Here is an 18,582-nt window from a genome sequence, read left to right on the forward strand (position 1 = left end):
AAGCCGGAGATCTCAATATGCGTCCAGCAGGCCGTAGCGCTAATCAGGTGCGTCCCGTAACCCTGACCCGTAACTATACAAAACACGCTGAAGGCTCGGTACTGGTCGAATTTGGAGATACCAAAGTGTTGTGCACCGCCTCTATTGAAGAAGGCGTCCCACGTTTTCTGAAAGGACAAGGCCAGGGGTGGATCACCGCAGAGTATGGCATGTTGCCTCGCGCTACCCATACCCGTAATGCGCGTGAAGCAGCAAAGGGTAAGCAGGGCGGTCGTACTATGGAAATTCAGCGTTTGATCGCGCGTGCGCTGCGTGCGGCGGTCGATCTGAAAACGCTCGGCGAATTTACCATTACGCTGGACTGCGATGTAATCCAGGCCGATGGCGGCACGCGTACAGCGTCTATTACCGGTGCCTGCGTGGCGTTGGCGGATGCGCTGAATAAATTGGTTGCCAACGGTAAGCTGAAAACCAATCCGATGAAAGGCATGGTGGCGGCGGTTTCCGTAGGCATCGTTAACGGCGAAGCGATCTGCGATCTGGAATATGTTGAAGATTCCGCCGCAGAAACCGACATGAACGTCGTGATGACTGAAGACGGCCGCATTATTGAAGTACAGGGTACCGCGGAAGGCGAGCCGTTCAGCCATGAAGAACTTCTCACTTTGTTGGCGCTGGCCCGAGGGGGAATTGAATCCATTGTGGCGACGCAGAAGGCGGCGTTAGAAAATTGATTTTAAGGCGACTGAAAAGTCGCCTTTTTTTTGTCCGTAAATTTCGTAAATGATGAAAGTAAGAAAAGGAGCGAATCCATGAAACCGTATCAGCGCCAGTTTATTGAGTTTGCGCTTAACAAGCAGGTACTAAAGTTTGGCGAGTTTACGCTGAAATCCGGGCGCAAAAGCCCCTATTTCTTCAACGCCGGGCTGTTTAATACCGGGCGCGACCTGGCGTTGTTAGGCCGTTTTTATGCCGAAGCGCTGGTGGATTCCGGTATTGAATTTGATCTGCTGTTTGGCCCCGCGTACAAAGGTATTCCGATCGCGACGACGACGGCGGTTGCGCTGGCGGAACATCACGATAAAGACCTGCCGTACTGCTTTAACCGCAAAGAGGCAAAAGATCATGGCGAAGGCGGGAGTCTGGTGGGCAGCGCGCTACAGGGCCGCGTGATGCTGGTGGATGACGTGATTACCGCAGGTACGGCGATTCGCGAGTCGATGGAGATTATTCAGGCGCACGGGGCTACGCTGGCTGGCGTACTGATTTCGCTGGATCGTCAGGAACGTGGCCGCGGCGAGATTTCCGCGATTCAGGAAGTGGAGCGCGACTATGGCTGTAAGGTTATCTCCATCATTACGCTGAAAGACCTGATTGCCTATCTGGAAGAAAAACCTGATATGGCTGAGCATCTGGCGGCTGTGCGAGCATACCGGGAAGAATTTGGCGTGTAAGCGAATTGCCCGGTGGCGCTTTACCGGGCTTATGTTTCTTTCGCCTGGATAAGGCGTGAGCCTCTATCCAGTCAGCGTTACTGTAGCTGAGCGGCAATGAGCGGCCAGCGGGCGTCGAAATCGTCCGTTGGGCGGTATTTAAATTCGCTACGCACGAACCGTGAAAGCATACCTTCACAGAAGGCTAACAGTTGGCTTGCCAGCAGATTTTCATCCGTCGTGTAGCCTTCGCCTTCACGCATTCTTTTTTCTCGTAGCACCTGGCGGAGCTGCGCTTCGATGCGTTCAAAAAGCTGATTAATGCGCCCCTGCAGGCGATCCTGTTCAAACATCAGCGCGTGCCCGGTAAGAATGCGCGTCAGGCCAGGGTTGCGTTCGCCAAAACCCAGAATCAGCAACACAATCAGGCGCAAACGCGTGCTGGTGTTTTTTTCATCTTTTAAAATCAGATTGATACGGGTAATCAGACTATCTTCGATAAACTCAATCAGGCTATCGAACATGCGGGTCTTGCTGGGAAAATGGCGGTATAGCGCCGCTTCGGAAACGCCGACCGAGGCCGCCAGTTTTGCCGTCGTGATGCGTTGGCTTCCATCGCTGGATTCAAGCATCAGCGCCAGTGACTGAAGTATTTCTTCGCGACGATTCCTTTTCGCAGTTTGTTTTTCTGCCATGTTACAAAATACCCCTGAAAATAAGCACTTGCCAGGCGAGCACCCACGCTATAACCGCAAACTAAGCGCTTGCGGCAGTATTATGACGTTATGGGGATGCGTAAAATTTACTTACGGCCAGAATGACCGAAGCCGCCCTCGCCACGTTCGGTGGCGTCAAATGCTTCCACCAGATTAAATTCGGCCTGAACGACCGGAACAAACACCATTTGCGCGATACGTTCGCCCGGTTCAATGGTAAAACTGTCCTGACCACGGTTCCAGATCGAAACCATCAGTTGCCCCTGATAATCGGAATCAATCAGCCCGACCAGGTTGCCCAGCACGATACCATGTTTATGGCCCAGGCCCGAACGCGGCAACATGACTGCCGCCAGTGATGGATCGGCGATATGAATGGCCAATCCGGTAGGCACCAACGTCGTTGCGCCAGGCGCCAGTTCTACGGCGTCGTCGAGACAGGCGCGCAGGTCAAGCCCGGCAGAACCAGAAGTAGCATAAGTCGGCAGCGGAAACTGCTGACCAACACGCGGGTCCAGAATCTTAACGTCGATTTTTTTCATCATAACGGGTCACGATCTCGTCGAGTAATAATTGGCCCAGGAGTTCTTTTCGCTCAAGCGGTAAGACTTTATCTCCATCCTGCCAGAAAAGGTGTAAAGCGTTTTTATCGCTATTAAATCCCTGATTTGAAAGAGAAACATCATTTGCACAAATCAGGTCAAGGTTCTTACGGATACGTTTTTGCCGGGCGTATTCTTCCACATTATTCGTTTCCGCGGCAAACCCAACAACGTAGGGTCGATTGTCACTGAGTGCGGCCACCCCGGCGACAATGTCCGGGTTTTTGACCATTTTTATTAGTAATTCATCACCTTGCGCCGCCTGTTTTTTGATTTTTTCACTGGCGATAGTCTCTGCGCGATAGTCAGCCACGGCGGCGCAGCTAATGAAAATGTGCTGCTGTTGAACGGCGGCCTGAACAGCGGCTTCCATGTCCAGCGCGGTTATGACATCCACCCGTTTTACAAAAGGCGGCGTTGGTAACGAAACGGGACCGGAGACCAGCGTGACATTTGCGCCGCGACGCGCGGCGGCCGCCGCAATAGCGAAGCCCATTTTACCGGAGCTGTGGTTGGAAATATAACGCACCGGGTCGAGCGGTTCGCGCGTCGGGCCTGCCGTAATCATGATATTAAGATGTCGCAGATCGTTGACGGCAGCGAAATGCGCGGCGGCCTTATCAACGATAACTAATGGGTCCAGCATTCGGCCTGGGCCTACATCGCCGCACGCCTGACTGCCGCTATCCGGCCCCCAAATGAACAGGCCGCGAGAGGCGAGCACCTCCAGATTATGTTGCGTAGCGGCAGCGCGGTACATCTGTTGGTTCATGGCCGGAAGAACGGCCACCGGGGCTGGCGTCGCCAGGCAAATGGTGGAGACTAAATCATTAGCCATACCCGATGCTACACGGGCGATCAGGTCGGCGGTCGCGGGGGCAAGAATCACCAGGTCGGCCCATTTCCCCAACTCGATATGCCCCATCGCGGCTTCAGCGGCAGGGTCAAGCAGACTGTCGGATACGGGATAGCCCGACACTGCCTGTAAGCTCAGGGGGGTAATAAAGGCTTTTGCCGCCTCGGTCATTGCCACGCGCACGTCAGCGCCGCGCTCACGTAAACGGCGCACCAGCTCCGGCGTTTTATACGCAGCGATACCGCCGCTAACGCCGAGAACAATTTTTTTACCGGCCAGGCTCATCATGTCTTTCCTGTTGGGTGACTTTGAAAGGCGGCTATTTTATCACAATCTCTACGGCGTCGTGTCTTTGCCTGCGCTCCACTTTGCGAGGCGCTACGCAAGAACAAAATCGGGGCGTCGATCTCTCCCAAAGGCTGTGCCACTATGCCGCTTCCTTAAAAAAGGAGGTGCGCGTATGGATACGTTGGACGAATTATTACCGCGTGAAAAAATGCTCAGATCCGGCATTGCTTCCCTCAGCGACGTGGAGCTGCTGGCGCTTTTTTTACGTACCGGCACGCCGGGAAAAGATGTTATGACGTTGGCAAAAGAGATATTGCAGCACTTTGGGTCGCTGTATGGCCTGCTGTCGGCGGACTTTGCGCAGTTTCGCGGCGTAAACGGCATCGGCCTGGCGAAATTCGCGCAGTTGAAAGGCATTGCTGAGCTGGCAAGGCGCTATTACAGCGTGCGCATGAATGAGGAAAGTGCGTTGCTGAGTCCGGAAATGACGCGGGAATTTCTGCAAAGCCAACTGACGGGCGAAGAGCGTGAGATCTTTCTGGTGATCTTCCTTGATGCCCAGCACCGGGTGCTTCAGCACAGCCGCCTGTTTTCCGGCACGCTTAACCACGTAGAGGTGCATCCGCGTGAGATTGTTCGGGAAGCGATTAAACTCAATGCTTCAGCGGTCATTCTGGCGCATAACCACCCTTCAGGCTGCGCAGAGCCAAGTAAAGCAGATAAACTTATCACTGAGCGCGTGATAAAGTGTTGCCAGTTTATGGATATCCGGGTGCTCGATCACCTGATAATTGGGCGCGGAGAGTACGTTTCTTTTGCCGAACGCGGCTGGATTTAAGATTCTTTGCGCGATCCATCGGGATCTTTGTCTGTTCGGGACTTGAGCATATCGCCGGGTCAGCGTATACTACGCCACCTTTGAGAATCTCGGGTTTGGCATTTGGGCCTGGCAATCGAGAGTTCAATAGAACTGCGCGATGACCAGGCTGTAAAGCCTGACGAGGCGCCGATACCCCATACGAAGCTCGAGCTAATTTGATTTTTGGAGAATAGACATGTCCCGAGTCTGCCAAGTTACTGGCAAGCGTCCGGTGACCGGTAACAACCGTTCCCACGCACTGAACGCGACTAAACGCCGTTTCCTGCCTAACCTGCACTCTCACCGTTTCTGGGTTGAGAGCGAGAAGCGTTTTGTCACCCTGCGTGTATCTGCTAAAGGTATGCGTATCATCGATAAAAAAGGCATCGAAACAGTTCTGTCTGAACTGCGTGCCCGTGGCGAAAAGTACTAAGTACTAAGAGGAAATAAATCATGGCTAAAGGTATTCGTGAGAAAATCAAGCTGGTTTCTTCTGCTGGTACTGGTCACTTCTATACCACTACGAAGAACAAACGTACTAAACCGGAAAAACTGGAACTGAAAAAATTCGATCCAGTTGTCCGTCAGCACGTGATCTACAAAGAAGCGAAAATCAAATAATTCTCGCTTTGATGTAACAAAAACCTCGCTTCGGCGGGGTTTTTTGTTTTCTGGCCGTCCCCATATTAATGAGACCTGCCATACAGCCGGAGACGTTATGCCTGAATTACCCGAAGTTGAAACCAGCCGCCGGGGTATTGAACCCCATTTAGTTGGCGCTACTATCCTGCACGCCCATATCCGTAACGGCCGTCTGCGCTGGCCGGTTTCAGACGAAATTTATCGTCTGAGCGATACACCTGTCCTTAGCGTTCAGCGTCGTGCTAAATATCTACTGCTGGAATTGCCTGACGGCTGGATAATTATTCACCTGGGGATGTCGGGAAGCTTGCGGATACTGCCGGAAGCGCTGCCGGCGGAAAAACACGACCATGTCGATTTGGTGATGAGCAATGGCAAAATTCTACGTTATACCGATCCTCGCCGCTTTGGCGCCTGGTTATGGACCAAAGAGCTGGAAGGGCATAACGTACTGGCGCATCTGGGACCGGAGCCGCTAAGCGATGAGTTTAATGGCGAATATTTGCAGCAGAAATGCGCGAAGAAGAAGACGGCGATTAAACCCTGGCTGATGGATAACAAGCTGGTGGTCGGCGTGGGGAATATCTACGCCAGCGAGTCGCTGTTTGCCGCTGGTATTCACCCTGACCGCCTGGCGTCGTCACTCTCGACAGAGGAGTGCGACCTGCTGGCGCGGGTGATTAAAGCCGTTTTGCTGCGCTCTATCGAACAAGGCGGGACAACGCTGAAGGATTTTCTGCAAAGCGATGGGAAACCGGGCTATTTTGCGCAGGAGTTGCAGGTGTACGGGCGCAAAGGCGAGCCGTGTCGGGTATGCGGTACGCCGATAGTCGCAACGAAACACGCACAGCGTGCGACGTTCTATTGCCGTCACTGTCAGAAGTAAAACGCCAGGCCCGGCAAGGAAGGAAACTTATTTCAACTTATCCATTAGCGCCTGATGCACATTGTCCGGCAGAAAGTGGGTCACATCGCCCTGATGGCGTGCCACTTCTTTGACCAGCGACGATGAAATAAACGACCACTCTTTGGACGGCATCAGGAAAACGCTTTCCAGTTGCGGCATCAGATGGCGATTCATATGCGCCAACTGCATTTCATATTCAAAATCCGCCACCGCGCGCAGACCACGAATCAGGATATTCGCCCGTCTGTCGCGGGCGAAATTGGCCATCAGGTCGCTAAAGCCCACCACCTCTACGTTACCCAAGTGTGCGGTCGCTTTTTGCGCCAGCGCCACACGTTCGTCCAGGGTGAACATGGGTTTCTTGCCGGGGCTGGCGGCGATGGCCAGAATGACATGGTCGAACATCTGCGTTGCGCGCGTCACAATATCGAGATGACCGTTAGTAATCGGATCAAACGTGCCTGGATAAATCGCCCGTTTTTGCATGACAGTCCTCAATGCGTTTTCGGTGGCAGATAAGGTTCCAGCAGTTGCAGCAGACGCTGGAGCGCGCCCTGATTTTGATACAGCACTTCAACTGCGTGACGTCCGTAGAAATTACGATAATCAGCGTCGGTCAGTAAAGAGGAAACTTCTTTTGCCAGCGTAGCCGCATCGGTAATCGTGATAAGTCCGCTCGCCTGATCCAGACGGGCGCAAATATCTTTAAAGTTAAAGGTATGCGGACCCATCAGTACCGGAATCGCATGAGCGGCGGCCTCCAGCGGGTTGTGACCGCCGCGTTCAACCAGCGAACCACCAACAAAGGCGAGATCGGCAATGCCATAGAGCAACATTAATTCGCCCATGGTATCGCCTACCACGACCTGGGTGCTGGCGGACGGCACTTCGCCCGAAGAGCGAGTGATGTAGCTTAACCCTGCCTGACGCACAAGATTGATAGCATCCGGGAACCGTTCCGGATGGCGGGGCACCAGAATCAGTAATAAATTCGGGAATTGATGTAATAACGCCTGGTGAGCGGCGATAACGATACTCTCTTCGCCATCGTGGGTGCTGGTGGCAATCCAGACCGGACGGTGCGGCGCCCACTGGCGGCGTAGCGTAACGGCTTTAGCCGCCAGCTGCGGCGTAACTGAAATATCAAATTTCAGACTGCCGGTGACCGTGACCTGATTGTTCTTCGCGCCCAATGCCACAAAGCGTTCGCCATCTTCTTCGTTTTGCGCGGCAATCAGGGTGATACGGCGCAGGAGCGTACGGACAAACTTGCCAAGCTTCGCATAACCCGCGGCGGAGCGGGCGGAAAGCCGCGCATTAGCGATAACCAGCGGAATATGACGTTTGTGCAGCGCAGCAATCAGATTTGGCCAGAGCTCAGTCTCCATGATCAATACCAGCTTAGGATCAATCTCATTGAGGAAACGATTGAGCGCATCGGGCAAATCATAAGGCAAGTAAACGTGCTGAACATCGTTGCCAAAGGCGGACTGGACGCGCTCCGAGCCGGTCGGCGTCATGGTCGTTACGGTAATAGGCAGATCGGGATAGCGATGACGTAGAGCGCGGACCAATGGGATGGCCGCCAGAGTTTCGCCCACCGAGACGGAATGCAGCATGATTCCGCCCGGTTTCAACGGACGGCGATAGAATCCGTAGCGTTCACCCCAACGTTTACGATAGGCCGGCGCTTTACGTCCACGCACCCAAAGCCGTATCCAGATCAGAGGCTGAATAAGGTAGAGAAGAGCGGTGTAAAGCAATTCGAGCATAGTAAATAGCTGACTTATGGATGTGCTGGGGATTCTATGTATTTAGCCTGGGCTTTACCATTACTTTTCCCATTTTTGCGCCAAATTGGCTCAGAAGCGAGGATTCCAGGCGCTGAACCCCATTATTTTTGCATTTTTACGCAATCCATTGAAATTTGCCGCCCTTGTCGCCCCAGACAATGGGAATGACCATTCACAAGAGAGGGATAAATTAATATCTCTTTGAATTTATGATTAAAAAAATGATTGTGTATAAAAATTATTCGTATCGGATTGCTGCGAAAGAAGTGTTACACTAGCGCATCTAAAATGAGTGCGGTATTAGCCATCGGGTTGCTGTGAAGCCTGGGGCGGTAGCGTGCTTTTTTCTGCTTATTTATCCGGACAATTTCAACCAAAGAGTCGCTTGTGGAAAAGCCATTTCGAAGAATTCTGATTATAAAAATGCGTTTTCATGGAGACATGTTACTTACCACTCCTGTCATCAGCACGCTGAAGCAGAATTATCCCGATGCAAAAATCGATGTGCTTCTTTACCAGAACACCATACCGATATTGTCGGAAAATCCGGAGATTAATGCACTCTACGGCATCAGTAACAAAGGCGCAGGAACAAAAGAGAAGATCAAAAACGCGCTATCGCTAATCAAAAAATTGCGTGCTAACTCGTATGATCTGGTCGTCAATCTCACCGATCAGTGGAGCGTGGCGCTTATTGTGCGTTTTTTAAACGCAAAAATAAAAATCTCGCAGGATTTCGGTAATCGCCAGTCTGCTTTATGGAAAAAGAGCTTTACGCATTTAGTACCTTATGCGGGAGAACATGCTGTTGAGCGCACATTATCCGCGTTAAAGCCGTTAGCGCTAAAACAGTATGTCACGGAAACCACCATGAGCTATCGCCCGGAACATTGGGAAAACATGCGACAACAGCTCAAACAACTTGGTGTGACCCGACAATATGTTGTTATTCAGCCTACGGCACGGCAGCTATTTAAGTGCTGGGATAATGATAAATTCTCTCAGGTTATTGATGCCGTGCAGCGCCGCGGTTATCAGGTTGTACTGACGTCAGGCCCGGCCGCAGACGAGATGGCCTGCGTGGATGCTATTGCACGCGGCTGTGAGACAAAACCGGTTACTGGTCTGGCGGGTAAAACTCGCTTTCCTGAATTGGGCGCGTTGATTGACCATGCGGATCTCTTTATCGGCGTTGATTCGGCCCCTGGTCATATTGCCGCAGCAGTCAAAACGCCGGTCATTTGCCTTTTCGGCGCGACGGATCATGTGTTCTGGCGTCCCTGGACCGACGACATCATTCAGTTTTGGGCAGGAAATTATCAGCCGATGCCTGAACGGCATGAGCTTGATCGTAATAAAAAATACCTTTCCGTGATTCCAGCTGAAGATGTTATCGCCGCGACGGAAAAAATGCTGCCGCATGAGGCACGCCCCATAGATTTGGACAGCCTGCTATGAGAGTTGCCTTTTGCTTATATAAATATTTTCCTTTTGGCGGTCTGCAGCGTGATTTTATGCGCATTGCCCAAACCGTGGCGGCGCGAGGGCATCAGGTTCGTGTTTATACTCAGTCATGGGAAGGGGAATGCCCGGATAATTTTGAATTAATCCGCGTGCCGGTTAAATCCCGGACGAACCACGGTCGTAACGCAGAATATTATGCCTGGGTGCAACACCATTTGCACGACCACCCTGTCGATCGGGTGGTTGGATTCAATAAGATGCCGGGCCTTGATGTGTATTACGCCGCAGACGTGTGTTACGCCGAAAAAGTCGCACAGGAAAAAGGATTTTTCTATCGCCTGACATCACGCTATCGGCATTATGCTGCTTTTGAACGCGCCACGTTTGAACACGGCAAGCAGACGCAACTATTAATGCTGACGAATAAGCAGATTGCTGACTTCCAAAAACATTATCAGACTGAAGCGGAGCGTTTCCATATTCTTCCACCGGGGATTTACCCGGACAGAAAATATAGCCAACAGATCCCAAACAGTCGTCAAATTTATCGTCAGAAAAATGGTATCTCAGAACAGCAAAAATTACTGTTGCAAGTAGGGTCTGACTTCACCCGTAAAGGTGTGGATCGCTCTATTGAAGCGCTGGCATCGCTACCCGAATCTTTACGGCAAAATACGGTGCTCTATGTTGTCGGGCAGGATAAGCCGAAGAAGTTTGCCGCACTGGCTGAAAGAAGCGGCGTTGGCACGAATGTGCATTTTTTCTCCGGACGTAATGATATCGCGGAGTTAATGGCGGCAGCCGACCTTTTACTGCATCCAGCCTATCAGGAAGCTGCTGGTATTGTTTTGCTGGAAGCCATTACTGCTGGTTTGCCGGTGCTGACAACCGCGGTGTGCGGTTATGCACATTATATTGTGGATGCAAACTGTGGCGAAGCGATGACGGAACCTTTTCGCCAGGATGCGCTAAATGAGGTTTTACTCAAAGCGCTGACACAGCCTTCCTTACGCAACGCCTGGGCTGAAAATGCGCGGTATTATGCTGATACCCAGGATTTATACAGCTTACCGGAGAAGGCCGCAGATATTATTACAGGTGATTTAGATGGTTGAGCTGAAAGCGCCGTTAACCACACTATGGCGCGGTAAAGATGCTTTTGAGGAAGTGAAAACGTTACAGGGCGAAGTGTTCAGAGAGCTGGAGACGCGTCGAACATTGCGGTTTGAGCTGGACGGCAAAAGCTACTTCCTGAAGTGGCATAAAGGCACTTCGCTGAAAGAAATTGTGAAGAACCTGATTTCGTTACGTATGCCTGTTCTGGGCGCTGACAGAGAATGGCACGCCATTCATCGTCTACATGAGCTGGGCGTTGATACGATGCACGGCGTTGGTTTTGGTGAAAAAGGCGTAAACCCGCTAACCAGAACATCATTTATTATCACCGAAGATTTAACGCCCACCATTAGCCTTGAAGACTACTGTGCTGACTGGGCTGTTAATCCACCGGACGCGCAGGTGAAGTGGATGATCATTAAGCGTGTTGCGACTATGGTACGTAAAATGCACGCCGGGGGAATTAACCATCGTGACTGTTATATTTGCCACTTTCTTCTGCATTTACCTTTCACAGGTCGTGAAGAGGATTTAAAAATCTCCGTAATCGACCTGCATCGCGCGCAGATACGTCAGCACGTTCCCCTTCGCTGGCGTGACAAAGATTTAATTGGGCTTTATTTTTCTTCAATGAATATTGGCCTGACTCAGCGAGATATATTCCGGTTTATGCGTGAGTATTTCTCTCTCCCCCTGCGAGAGATTTTACAAAAAGAATCGGGGTTGATTCACCTGGCGGATGTTAAAGCCGCTCGAATCAAAGAAAGAACAATAAGAAAAAATCTTTAATATAAAAATTATATTTTTAAATAGCTTAGAGGCTATATGTTTCTATTCATATGCATGACTAATTTGCAATTATTGATTGCACGGTCAATTATAGAAAAAGAGCGGTTGAAAAAAGTTGATGTTTTATTTATCGGCGATGTAGATAACGTAAAAAATCAGTACTATTTAAAAAAAATTCAGCCGTTATGTCGGCACTCAGAGATCGTCCCGCAGGTAGAAAAATTTTCGACATTTAAAACGATTCAAAGAACACGGTATGCTAAAAAAATCATGGAAAAGTATGCCAGAGAATATCATACCGTTTTCTTCGCGAATTTTCATGTCCCGCTTATACACCATATTTTATCTTGTATCACTTTTTCTGAAATAAAAACCTTTGATGATGGTACAAATAATATCAATCAGAAAAGTATAATGTATGAAAATAAGAATATAAACGCCACATCGAAGTTAATACGAAAGCTGATGGGGCGTAAATATCATAAAGATGAAATATTAAAGTTAGACGCAAAACATTATACTCTATTTCCTAATAGAACCAACATAATTGAAAAGACCGAAGGAATTATATTGGTACACCATAACGGTCTTCCTGATACGAATAATGGCTTTAAAAAAGTATTATTGGGAACTGTATATACTGATGCGTTAAAAAATAAAGAAGATGAGTGTGTTTTTCTTCAGCATCTTCAGCGGTTTATTAAAAAAGAAACGGTTGATATATATATTCCTCACCCTCGATATGACTCTCATCAGTTTAATGGTGTATTGAATGTTAACTCTGAAATGATAGCCGAGGACATTATTTTAGAATATCTGGAACAAGGGATATCATTAGAGATATATGGATTTAATAGCACAGTTCAGTATAACCTAAATAATATCTCAACTATCAAAAACTATAAAATAACCAGCCCTTTTCTAAAAGATAGCTTTAATCATGGACTGGGGTTCGATTTTAATCAGGTCTCAGTATAAATATAGTGTTGATTGGGTTTGTTCTTACAGAATTTTAAAAGTGAAGGAAGCCGAATAACATGAGTGTCAGCAAATGGTGACTTCATTGAAAATAGCATTTATAGGCGAAGCGGTATCTGGTTTTGGAGGGATGGAAACCGTTATTAGCAACGTTATCCATACGTTTGAAAATAGCTCTCCGAAAATCAACTGTGAAATGTTTTTCTTTTGTCGTAATGACAAAATGGATAAAGCATGGCTAAAAGAGATTAAATATGCGCAATCATTCTCAAATATAAAATTAAGTTTTCTTCGTCGAGCTAAGCATATTTATAATTTTAGTCAGTGGCTGAAAGAAACGTCACCGGATATTGTGATATGTATTGATGTCATCTCATGTCTTTATGCCAATAAAGCACAAAAGAAAAGTGGTAAACAGTTTCTTATTTTCTCGTGGCCGCATTTTTCGCTCGACCATAAAAAACATGCAGAATGTATAACGTACGCGGATTATCATCTGGCCATCAGTAGTGGTATTAAAGAACAGATGATGGCACGGGGGATCTCAGCGCAAGATATTAGCGTCGTTTATAATCCTGTCTCTATTAAAACAATCATTGTGCCACCGCCTGAGCGCGATAAACCCGCTGTATTTCTCTATGTAGGGCGTCTTAAATTTGAAGGGCAGAAAAGAGTTAAAGATTTATTTGATGGCTTAGCTCGTACGACAGGGGAATGGCAGCTACATATTATTGGTGATGGCTCAGATTTTGAAAAGTGCCAGGCCTATAGTCGGGAGCTTGGTATTGAGCAGCGTGTGATCTGGTATGGTTGGCAAAGCGCGCCGTGGCAAGTCGTACAGCAAAAAATAAAAAATGTCACCGCGTTACTACTTACCTCTGCATTTGAGGGATTTCCTATGACCCTGCTGGAAGCAATGTCATATGGAATTCCGTGTATTAGTTCTGATTGTATGTCTGGCCCGCGCGATATGATTAAACCCGGTTTGAATGGTGAGCTTTACACTCCGGGGGCTATAGATGATTTTGTAGGACACCTTAATCGTGTTATTTCTGGTGAGGTAAAATATCAGCATGATATTATTCCCGGCACGATTGAGAGATTTTACGATGTGCTATATTTTAAAAATTTTAATAATGCAATATTCTCGAAATTACAAAAGTGATCACTATGAGCAGAAAATATTTTGAAGAAGAAGTCATTCAACAGACTTTAGATTATAACTATGCACAACATAGTGATGCTGCTAAATTTAATATAGCTTATGGGATTGATAAAAACTTTCTTTTTGGCTGTGGTGTCTCTATTGCATCGGTTCTCCTCACTAACCCAGAGAAGGCGTTAGCTTTTCATGTTTTTACCGATTTCTTTGGCTCTGAAGACCAGCAGCGATTTGAGGCATTAGCAAAACAGTACGCTACGCAGATTGTTGTTTACCTAATCGACTGTGAGCGCTTAAAATCGCTACCCAGTACCAAAAACTGGACCTATGCAACATACTTTAGATTCATTATCGCCGATTATTTTTCAGATAAAACAGATAGAGTACTTTATCTGGATGCAGATATTGCATGTAAGGGGAGTATTCAGGAACTTATTGATCTTAACTTCGCTGAAAATGAGATTGCGGCTGTCGTTGCTGAAGGCGAGTTGGAATGGTGGACTAAGCGCTCGGTTAGCCTGGCAACGCCTGGGCTGGTTTCTGGCTATTTTAATGCCGGTTTTATTTTAATTAACATACCTCTTTGGACCGCAGAAAATATCTCTAAGAAAGCGATTGAAATGCTAAAAGATCCGGAGGTAGTACAGCGCATAACGCACCTTGATCAGGATGTATTAAATATATTGTTAGTGAATAAAGTACGTTTTGTTGATAAAAAATTTAATACACAATTTAGTCTTAACTATGAATTAAAAGATTCAGTTATTAATCCAGTTGATGCTGAGACTGTATTTGTTCATTATATCGGACCAACGAAGCCCTGGCATAGTTGGGGGGCTTATCCTGTGTCACAATATTTTTTACAGGCTAAGACCAACTCACCATGGTCTCATTGTGCGCTTTTAAATCCAGTGACTAGCCATCAGTTACGTTATGCGGCAAAGCATATGTTTAATCAGAAGCATTATACTTCGGGTATAAATTATTATATAGCCTACTTTAAACGTAAACTTCTTGAATAAAACCCATAGGTGATGTAATGGATTCATTTCCTGAGATAGAAATAGCTGAATATAAAGTTTTTGATGAAAGTAATAATAATGATGATAACGTATTAAACATTTCTTATGGCGTTGATGAAAACTATCTTGATGGTGTGGGGGTATCAATTGCTTCAGTTGTACTAAACAATAATATCCCGCTCGCTTTTCACATTATTTGTGATTCATACTCTCCGTGTTTTGTAAAATATATAGAGCGTTTAGCCGTACAGCATCACATAAAAATTTCTCTTTATCTTATTAAAGTAGAAAGCCTTGAGGTATTGCCTCAAACTAAAGTATGGTCGAGAGCAATGTATTTTCGTTTATTTGCTTTCGATTATCTCAGCAAGAAGGTAAACACCTTACTTTATTTGGATGCCGATGTTGTATGCAAAGGATCTTTGCAAGATCTTCTACAGCTTGATTTGACAGAGAAGATTGCTGCGGTCGTAAAAGATGTTGATTCCATCCAGAATAAGGTAAATGAGAGATTAAGAGCATTTAATTTACAAGGTGGTTATTTTAACTCCGGCGTGGTTTTTGTTAACCTGAAATTATGGAAAGAGAATGCCTTAACCAAAAAGGCATTTTTACTTTTGGCAGGTAAAGAGGCTGACTCTTTTAAATATCCCGATCAGGATGTTTTGAATATTCTCCTACAGGACAAAGTCATTTTTCTCCCACGACCGTATAATACCATTTATACTATCAAAAGTGAGTTGAAAGATAAGTCACATAAAAAGTATAGCAATATAATTAATGATAATACTATTTTAATTCATTATACGGGCGCTACAAAACCATGGCATGCCTGGGCAAATTATCCTTCAGTTATCTATTATAAAAATGCACGGTTGAATTCGCCCTGGAAAGATTTTCCTGCAAAAGATGCGCGTACCATAGTTGAATTTAAGAAGCGATATAAACATCTTCTCGTGCAGGGTCATTACTTTAAAGGCCTTCTGGCTGGAAGCGCATATCTTTATCGTAAACTTTTCCACAAATAATTCCCTTCCCTAAATCTCCATTATGATTATTGAAAAAAAGGTTAAAAACTATACCGTCTTTGTCAAAAAAGACGGTGAAAAATACATTGAGATATTTAAAGATTTTCTATCTTATAATCATCAGGTTATTAAAGTCTTCCGTAATATAGAAGATACAAAAGTTGTATTGATTAATACAGACTACGGAAAATATATTCTCAAAGTATTTAGTCCAAAAGTAAAAAATACTGAACGCTTTTTCAAATCGTTAGTAAAAGGGGATTACTACGAAAAGCTTTTTCATCAGACAGATCGTGTGCGGCGTGAAGGGTTTGCGGCGCTTAATGATTTTTACCTGCTGGCGGAAATTAAAACATTACGCTATGTAAAAACATACGTGATGATAATTGAATATATTGAAGGTATTGAACTTGTTGATATGCCAGAAATTTCTGACGAGGTGAGAGGGAAAATCAAACAGTCGATATATTCTCTGCATCAGCATGGTATGGTTTCGGGCGATCCCCATAAAGGTAACTTTATCCTGCAGGGCAATGAGATCAGAATTATCGATTTGTCCGGAAAAAGACCTTCCAGGCAACGAAAAGCAAAGGATCGTATTGATTTAGAAAGACATTATGGTATCAAAAATAATGTGAGAGATATCGGATTTTACTTATTGATTTATAAGAAAAAACTTCGAAATTTCCTTCGTCGTATTAAGGGTAAGGAAAAGCGCTGATCAATGTAGCACGTTTAGTTTAATTTAAGGGGCTGACTAACTTTTATTTGCTGCAGTGTTATGACATACTTGAGAGAATTTGAGATGTAATATTAGTTATTGAATATAACATTTATTTATAGGTTGCATGATAAACATACGAGTTTTTTATGGGCAGCGTTAACTTCATAACTCACGCCGATGTTCTGCAACTTATTGCGAAAAGAACGGCTGAAGATTGTATTATTTTTCTTTCTGGTCCTACGTCCAGAAAGACGCCGCTGTCCTTGTTACGAATGAAAGATGTCATTGCAGTCAATGGTTCTGTTCAATATTTGCTAAACAATAACGTCAAGCCATTTTTGTACCTTCTGACGGATGTTCGCTTCCTCCATCGTCGGCGCGAAGATTTTTATAACTTTAGCCGTAACAGTCAGTTCACTATCGTCAATCTTGATGTGTATGAACAGGCTTCAGTGGATGATCAAAAATATATTGAAGAAAACTGTTTAATTATTCGCTCCTTTTATCGCCGAGAAAAAGGAGGCTTTTTAAAGAAAATTAAATTTAATATCCTCAAGCGGGTTCATAAAGCATTACTTATTTCAGTTCCCCTTTCGAAAAGAGGGCGACTGGCTGGATTTTGCAAGGATATCAGCATCGGGTATTGCTCTTGCCATACTATTGCTTATACCGCTATTCAGGTTGCCTATTCCCTCAAGTATGGCCGTATTATATGTTCTGGGCTTGACTTAACAGGGAGTTGCCCACGTTTCTATGACGAATCTACCAGCCCTATGCCATCTGAGCTTAGTAAAGACCTGTTTAAAATACTGCCATTTTTTACTTTTATGAGAAAAAATGTGAGTGATTTAAATATCTATAATTTATCAGATGATACTGCAATTCATTACGATATTATTCCATATATTACAGCCTCGGAACTTGAGGATGAAATATATTACGATAAAATTGTCTAGACACTAGATAAATCATTATTTTGCGTTGCTTCGGCACGTATTTCTTTTTCTATAACATTTCTTTTTCTATAAAGTTAACTATTCTGGATTATAGCTATTATGATTAAAAAAATCATATTTACTGTTACTCCTATATTTTCAATTCCTCCACGTGGCGCGGCTGCGGTAGAAACCTGGATTTACCAGGTTGCAAAACGACTATCAATACCGAATGCTATTGCTTGTATAAAGAATGCTGGCTATCCTGAATATAATAAAATAAACGATAATTGTGATATTCATTACATCGGGTTTAGTAAAGTTTATAAGCGTCTTTTTCAGAAATGGACTCGTCTCGACCCATTACCCTATTCCCAGCGCATCCTTAATATTAGAGATAAAGTGACTACCCAGGAAGATAGCGTCATTGTTATTCATAATAGTATGAAACTGTATCGGCAGATCAGAGAGCGCAATCCGAATGCAAAACTGGTTATGCACATGCATAACGCATTTGAACCAGAACTTCCTGATAAGGATGCAAAAATTATCGTGCCCAGTCAGTTTCTTAAAGCGTTTTATGAAGAAAGATTGCCCGCCGCTGCTGTTAGTATTGTGCCTAATGGTTTTTGTGCTGAGACTTATAAAAGAAACCCACAAAATAACCTCCGTCAGCAATTAAATATTGCGGAAGATGCCACCGTTCTCTTATATGCCGGGAGAATTTCGCCTGATAAAGGCATCCTGTTGCTTTTGCAGGCGTTCAAAAAATTACGTACCTTAAGAAGTAATATTAAACTTGTCGTTGTTGGCGATCCTTATGCAAGCCGCAAGGGTGAAAAAGCAGAGTATCAAAAGAAAGTACTGGACGCCGCAAAAGAGATTGGAACTGATTGTATTATGGCTGGGGGGCAATCTCCTGACCAGATGCATAACTTCTATCATATAGCCGATCTGGTTATTGTGCCATCTCAGGTTGAAGAAGCATTTTGCATGGTGGCTGTAGAAGCGATGGCAGCAGGAAAAGCGGTTCTTGCCAGCAAAAAAGGGGGGATTAGCGAATTTGTGTTAGATGGCATAACGGGCTATCACCTCGCAGAACCTATGTCGAGCGACAGTATAATTAATGATATTAACCGTGCGCTTGCTGATAAGGAACGCCACCAGATTGCCGAAAAAGCAAAATCCCTGGTGTTTTCAAAATACAGTTGGGAAAATGTAGCTCAGCGTTTCGAGGAACAAATGAAAAGCTGGTTTGATAAGTGATT

Annotated in this window: 21 protein-coding genes; 16 read left to right on the plus strand and 5 right to left on the minus strand. The window is 45.8% G+C overall.

Features of this window, described 5'->3' with window-relative positions:
- Positions 1–17: 17 nt before the first annotated feature.
- Together rph and pyrE are read left to right on the plus strand one after the other, a co-directional pair.
- Positions 18–734: a ribonuclease PH gene (gene rph / locus ACLD3P_RS14600; protein ID WP_001247078.1), complete on the plus strand. Its 717-nt coding sequence runs from the start codon at positions 18–20 to the stop codon at positions 732–734.
- Between the two features lie 78 nt (positions 735–812).
- The gene (pyrE, locus tag ACLD3P_RS14605) at positions 813–1,454 is read left to right on the plus strand and encodes an orotate phosphoribosyltransferase (RefSeq protein WP_000806167.1); all 642 of its coding nucleotides are present in this window, start codon (positions 813–815) and stop codon (positions 1,452–1,454) included.
- Between the two features lie 77 nt (positions 1,455–1,531).
- Here pyrE and slmA read toward each other — a convergent pair whose 3' ends face one another.
- From slmA to coaBC, 3 genes are all read right to left on the minus strand, one after another.
- Positions 1,532–2,128 carry a nucleoid occlusion factor SlmA gene (gene slmA, locus ACLD3P_RS14610; protein ID WP_000818607.1) on the minus strand — a complete coding sequence of 199 codons (597 nt, stop codon included), beginning with the start codon at positions 2,126–2,128 and terminating at the stop codon, positions 1,532–1,534.
- A gap of 107 nt (positions 2,129–2,235) precedes the next feature.
- Positions 2,236–2,694 carry a dUTP diphosphatase gene (gene dut, locus ACLD3P_RS14615; RefSeq protein ID WP_000976078.1) on the minus strand — a complete coding sequence of 153 codons (459 nt, stop codon included), beginning with the start codon at positions 2,692–2,694 and terminating at the stop codon, positions 2,236–2,238.
- Positions 2,672–3,892 carry a bifunctional phosphopantothenoylcysteine decarboxylase/phosphopantothenate--cysteine ligase CoaBC gene (gene coaBC / locus ACLD3P_RS14620; protein ID WP_000050176.1) on the minus strand — a complete coding sequence of 407 codons (1,221 nt, stop codon included), beginning with the start codon at positions 3,890–3,892 and terminating at the stop codon, positions 2,672–2,674. Before coaBC ends, dut begins: the two co-directional genes overlap by 23 nt.
- A 175-nt stretch (positions 3,893–4,067) precedes the next feature.
- Here coaBC and radC point away from each other — a divergent pair, with 175 nt between their 5' ends.
- The 4 genes from radC to mutM all read left to right on the plus strand — a co-directional run bounded on the left by radC (position 4,068) and on the right by mutM (position 6,282).
- Positions 4,068–4,733: a RadC family protein gene (gene radC, locus ACLD3P_RS14625; protein WP_000380129.1), complete on the plus strand. Its 666-nt coding sequence runs from the start codon at positions 4,068–4,070 to the stop codon at positions 4,731–4,733.
- A gap of 217 nt (positions 4,734–4,950) precedes the next feature.
- Entirely contained in the window at positions 4,951–5,187 is a 237-nt protein-coding gene (gene rpmB, locus ACLD3P_RS14630) for a 50S ribosomal protein L28 (RefSeq protein ID WP_001519051.1), read from the plus strand.
- A 20-nt stretch (positions 5,188–5,207) separates the two neighbouring features.
- On the plus strand, positions 5,208–5,375 hold the full coding sequence (rpmG, locus tag ACLD3P_RS14635; protein WP_001051798.1) for a 50S ribosomal protein L33: 168 nt from the start codon (positions 5,208–5,210) through the stop codon (positions 5,373–5,375).
- Between the two features lie 97 nt (positions 5,376–5,472).
- Entirely contained in the window at positions 5,473–6,282 is an 810-nt protein-coding gene (gene mutM / locus ACLD3P_RS14640) for a bifunctional DNA-formamidopyrimidine glycosylase/DNA-(apurinic or apyrimidinic site) lyase (RefSeq protein WP_001114508.1), read from the plus strand.
- A 27-nt stretch (positions 6,283–6,309) separates the two neighbouring features.
- Here mutM and coaD read toward each other — a convergent pair whose 3' ends face one another.
- A complete protein-coding gene (gene coaD, locus ACLD3P_RS14645; RefSeq protein ID WP_076727425.1) occupies positions 6,310–6,789 on the minus strand; it encodes a pantetheine-phosphate adenylyltransferase in 480 nt (159 codons plus the stop codon).
- A gap of 8 nt (positions 6,790–6,797) precedes the next feature.
- Entirely contained in the window at positions 6,798–8,075 is a 1,278-nt protein-coding gene (gene waaA / locus ACLD3P_RS14650) for a lipid IV(A) 3-deoxy-D-manno-octulosonic acid transferase (protein ID WP_000891580.1), read from the minus strand.
- 408 nt (positions 8,076–8,483) lie between these two features.
- Here waaA and rfaQ point away from each other — a divergent pair, with 408 nt between their 5' ends.
- From rfaQ to ACLD3P_RS14700, 10 genes are all read left to right on the plus strand, one after another.
- A complete protein-coding gene (gene rfaQ / locus ACLD3P_RS14655) occupies positions 8,484–9,554 on the plus strand; it encodes a lipopolysaccharide core heptosyltransferase RfaQ (protein ID WP_001522125.1) in 1,071 nt (356 codons plus the stop codon).
- Positions 9,551–10,675: a glycosyltransferase family 4 protein gene (locus ACLD3P_RS14660; protein ID WP_079944099.1), complete on the plus strand. Its 1,125-nt coding sequence runs from the start codon at positions 9,551–9,553 to the stop codon at positions 10,673–10,675. Before rfaQ ends, ACLD3P_RS14660 begins: the two co-directional genes overlap by 4 nt.
- Positions 10,668–11,465, plus strand: a complete 798-nt coding sequence (gene rfaP / locus ACLD3P_RS14665; RefSeq protein ID WP_076935879.1) for a lipopolysaccharide core heptose(I) kinase RfaP — start codon at positions 10,668–10,670, stop codon at positions 11,463–11,465. Before ACLD3P_RS14660 ends, rfaP begins: the two co-directional genes overlap by 8 nt.
- Positions 11,466–11,570: 105 nt before the next feature.
- Positions 11,571–12,443: a glycosyltransferase family 52 gene (locus ACLD3P_RS14670; RefSeq protein ID WP_253777133.1), complete on the plus strand. Its 873-nt coding sequence runs from the start codon at positions 11,571–11,573 to the stop codon at positions 12,441–12,443.
- A gap of 85 nt (positions 12,444–12,528) precedes the next feature.
- Positions 12,529–13,608, plus strand: a complete 1,080-nt coding sequence (gene waaB, locus ACLD3P_RS14675; RefSeq protein ID WP_131046775.1) for a lipopolysaccharide 1,6-galactosyltransferase — start codon at positions 12,529–12,531, stop codon at positions 13,606–13,608.
- A gap of 5 nt (positions 13,609–13,613) precedes the next feature.
- Positions 13,614–14,627 carry a lipopolysaccharide 3-alpha-galactosyltransferase gene (waaO, locus tag ACLD3P_RS14680; protein ID WP_131046731.1) on the plus strand — a complete coding sequence of 338 codons (1,014 nt, stop codon included), beginning with the start codon at positions 13,614–13,616 and terminating at the stop codon, positions 14,625–14,627.
- 17 nt (positions 14,628–14,644) lie between these two features.
- Complete coding sequence (gene rfaJ, locus ACLD3P_RS14685; RefSeq protein ID WP_023217913.1) at positions 14,645–15,655, plus strand: lipopolysaccharide 1,2-glucosyltransferase RfaJ; 1,011 nt, start codon at positions 14,645–14,647, stop codon at positions 15,653–15,655.
- Between the two features lie 22 nt (positions 15,656–15,677).
- Entirely contained in the window at positions 15,678–16,376 is a 699-nt protein-coding gene (rfaY, locus tag ACLD3P_RS14690) for a lipopolysaccharide core heptose(II) kinase RfaY (protein ID WP_000582820.1), read from the plus strand.
- 149 nt (positions 16,377–16,525) lie between these two features.
- Entirely contained in the window at positions 16,526–17,335 is an 810-nt protein-coding gene (gene waaZ / locus ACLD3P_RS14695) for a 3-deoxy-D-manno-oct-2-ulosonate III transferase WaaZ (RefSeq protein ID WP_131046732.1), read from the plus strand.
- A 99-nt stretch (positions 17,336–17,434) separates the two neighbouring features.
- On the plus strand, positions 17,435–18,580 hold the full coding sequence (locus ACLD3P_RS14700) for a lipopolysaccharide N-acetylglucosaminyltransferase (RefSeq protein WP_000591817.1): 1,146 nt from the start codon (positions 17,435–17,437) through the stop codon (positions 18,578–18,580).
- The last annotated feature ends 2 nt before the right edge of the window (positions 18,581–18,582 follow it).

It is taken from the genome of Salmonella sp. 741265073_HBA (assembly GCF_046569105.1).
Taxonomy (GTDB): domain Bacteria; phylum Pseudomonadota; class Gammaproteobacteria; order Enterobacterales; family Enterobacteriaceae; genus Salmonella; species Salmonella enterica.

What these genes read in the sequence shown, in the direction of transcription:
- mutM (WP_001114508.1), top strand. Translation starts at nt 5,473, where the DNA reads ATGCCTGAATTACCCGAAGTTGAAACCAGCCGCCGGGGTATTGAACCC.
- slmA (WP_000818607.1), bottom strand. Translation starts at nt 2,128, where the DNA reads ATGGCAGAAAAACAAACTGCGAAAAGGAATCGTCGCGAAGAAATACTT.
- coaBC (WP_000050176.1), bottom strand. Translation starts at nt 3,892, where the DNA reads ATGAGCCTGGCCGGTAAAAAAATTGTTCTCGGCGTTAGCGGCGGTATC.
- rfaY (WP_000582820.1), top strand. Translation starts at nt 15,678, where the DNA reads ATGATTATTGAAAAAAAGGTTAAAAACTATACCGTCTTTGTCAAAAAA.
- rfaJ (WP_023217913.1), top strand. Translation starts at nt 14,645, where the DNA reads ATGGATTCATTTCCTGAGATAGAAATAGCTGAATATAAAGTTTTTGAT.
- rfaP (WP_076935879.1), top strand. Translation starts at nt 10,668, where the DNA reads ATGGTTGAGCTGAAAGCGCCGTTAACCACACTATGGCGCGGTAAAGAT.
- radC (WP_000380129.1), top strand. Translation starts at nt 4,068, where the DNA reads ATGGATACGTTGGACGAATTATTACCGCGTGAAAAAATGCTCAGATCC.
- rpmB (WP_001519051.1), top strand. Translation starts at nt 4,951, where the DNA reads ATGTCCCGAGTCTGCCAAGTTACTGGCAAGCGTCCGGTGACCGGTAAC.
- coaD (WP_076727425.1), bottom strand. Translation starts at nt 6,789, where the DNA reads ATGCAAAAACGGGCGATTTATCCAGGCACGTTTGATCCGATTACTAAC.
- waaA (WP_000891580.1), bottom strand. Translation starts at nt 8,075, where the DNA reads ATGCTCGAATTGCTTTACACCGCTCTTCTCTACCTTATTCAGCCTCTG.
- ACLD3P_RS14660 (WP_079944099.1), top strand. Translation starts at nt 9,551, where the DNA reads ATGAGAGTTGCCTTTTGCTTATATAAATATTTTCCTTTTGGCGGTCTG.
- dut (WP_000976078.1), bottom strand. Translation starts at nt 2,694, where the DNA reads ATGATGAAAAAAATCGACGTTAAGATTCTGGACCCGCGTGTTGGTCAG.
- rph (WP_001247078.1), top strand. Translation starts at nt 18, where the DNA reads ATGCGTCCAGCAGGCCGTAGCGCTAATCAGGTGCGTCCCGTAACCCTG.
- waaO (WP_131046731.1), top strand. Translation starts at nt 13,614, where the DNA reads ATGAGCAGAAAATATTTTGAAGAAGAAGTCATTCAACAGACTTTAGAT.
- rpmG (WP_001051798.1), top strand. Translation starts at nt 5,208, where the DNA reads ATGGCTAAAGGTATTCGTGAGAAAATCAAGCTGGTTTCTTCTGCTGGT.
- pyrE (WP_000806167.1), top strand. Translation starts at nt 813, where the DNA reads ATGAAACCGTATCAGCGCCAGTTTATTGAGTTTGCGCTTAACAAGCAG.
- waaZ (WP_131046732.1), top strand. Translation starts at nt 16,526, where the DNA reads ATGGGCAGCGTTAACTTCATAACTCACGCCGATGTTCTGCAACTTATT.
- ACLD3P_RS14700 (WP_000591817.1), top strand. Translation starts at nt 17,435, where the DNA reads ATGATTAAAAAAATCATATTTACTGTTACTCCTATATTTTCAATTCCT.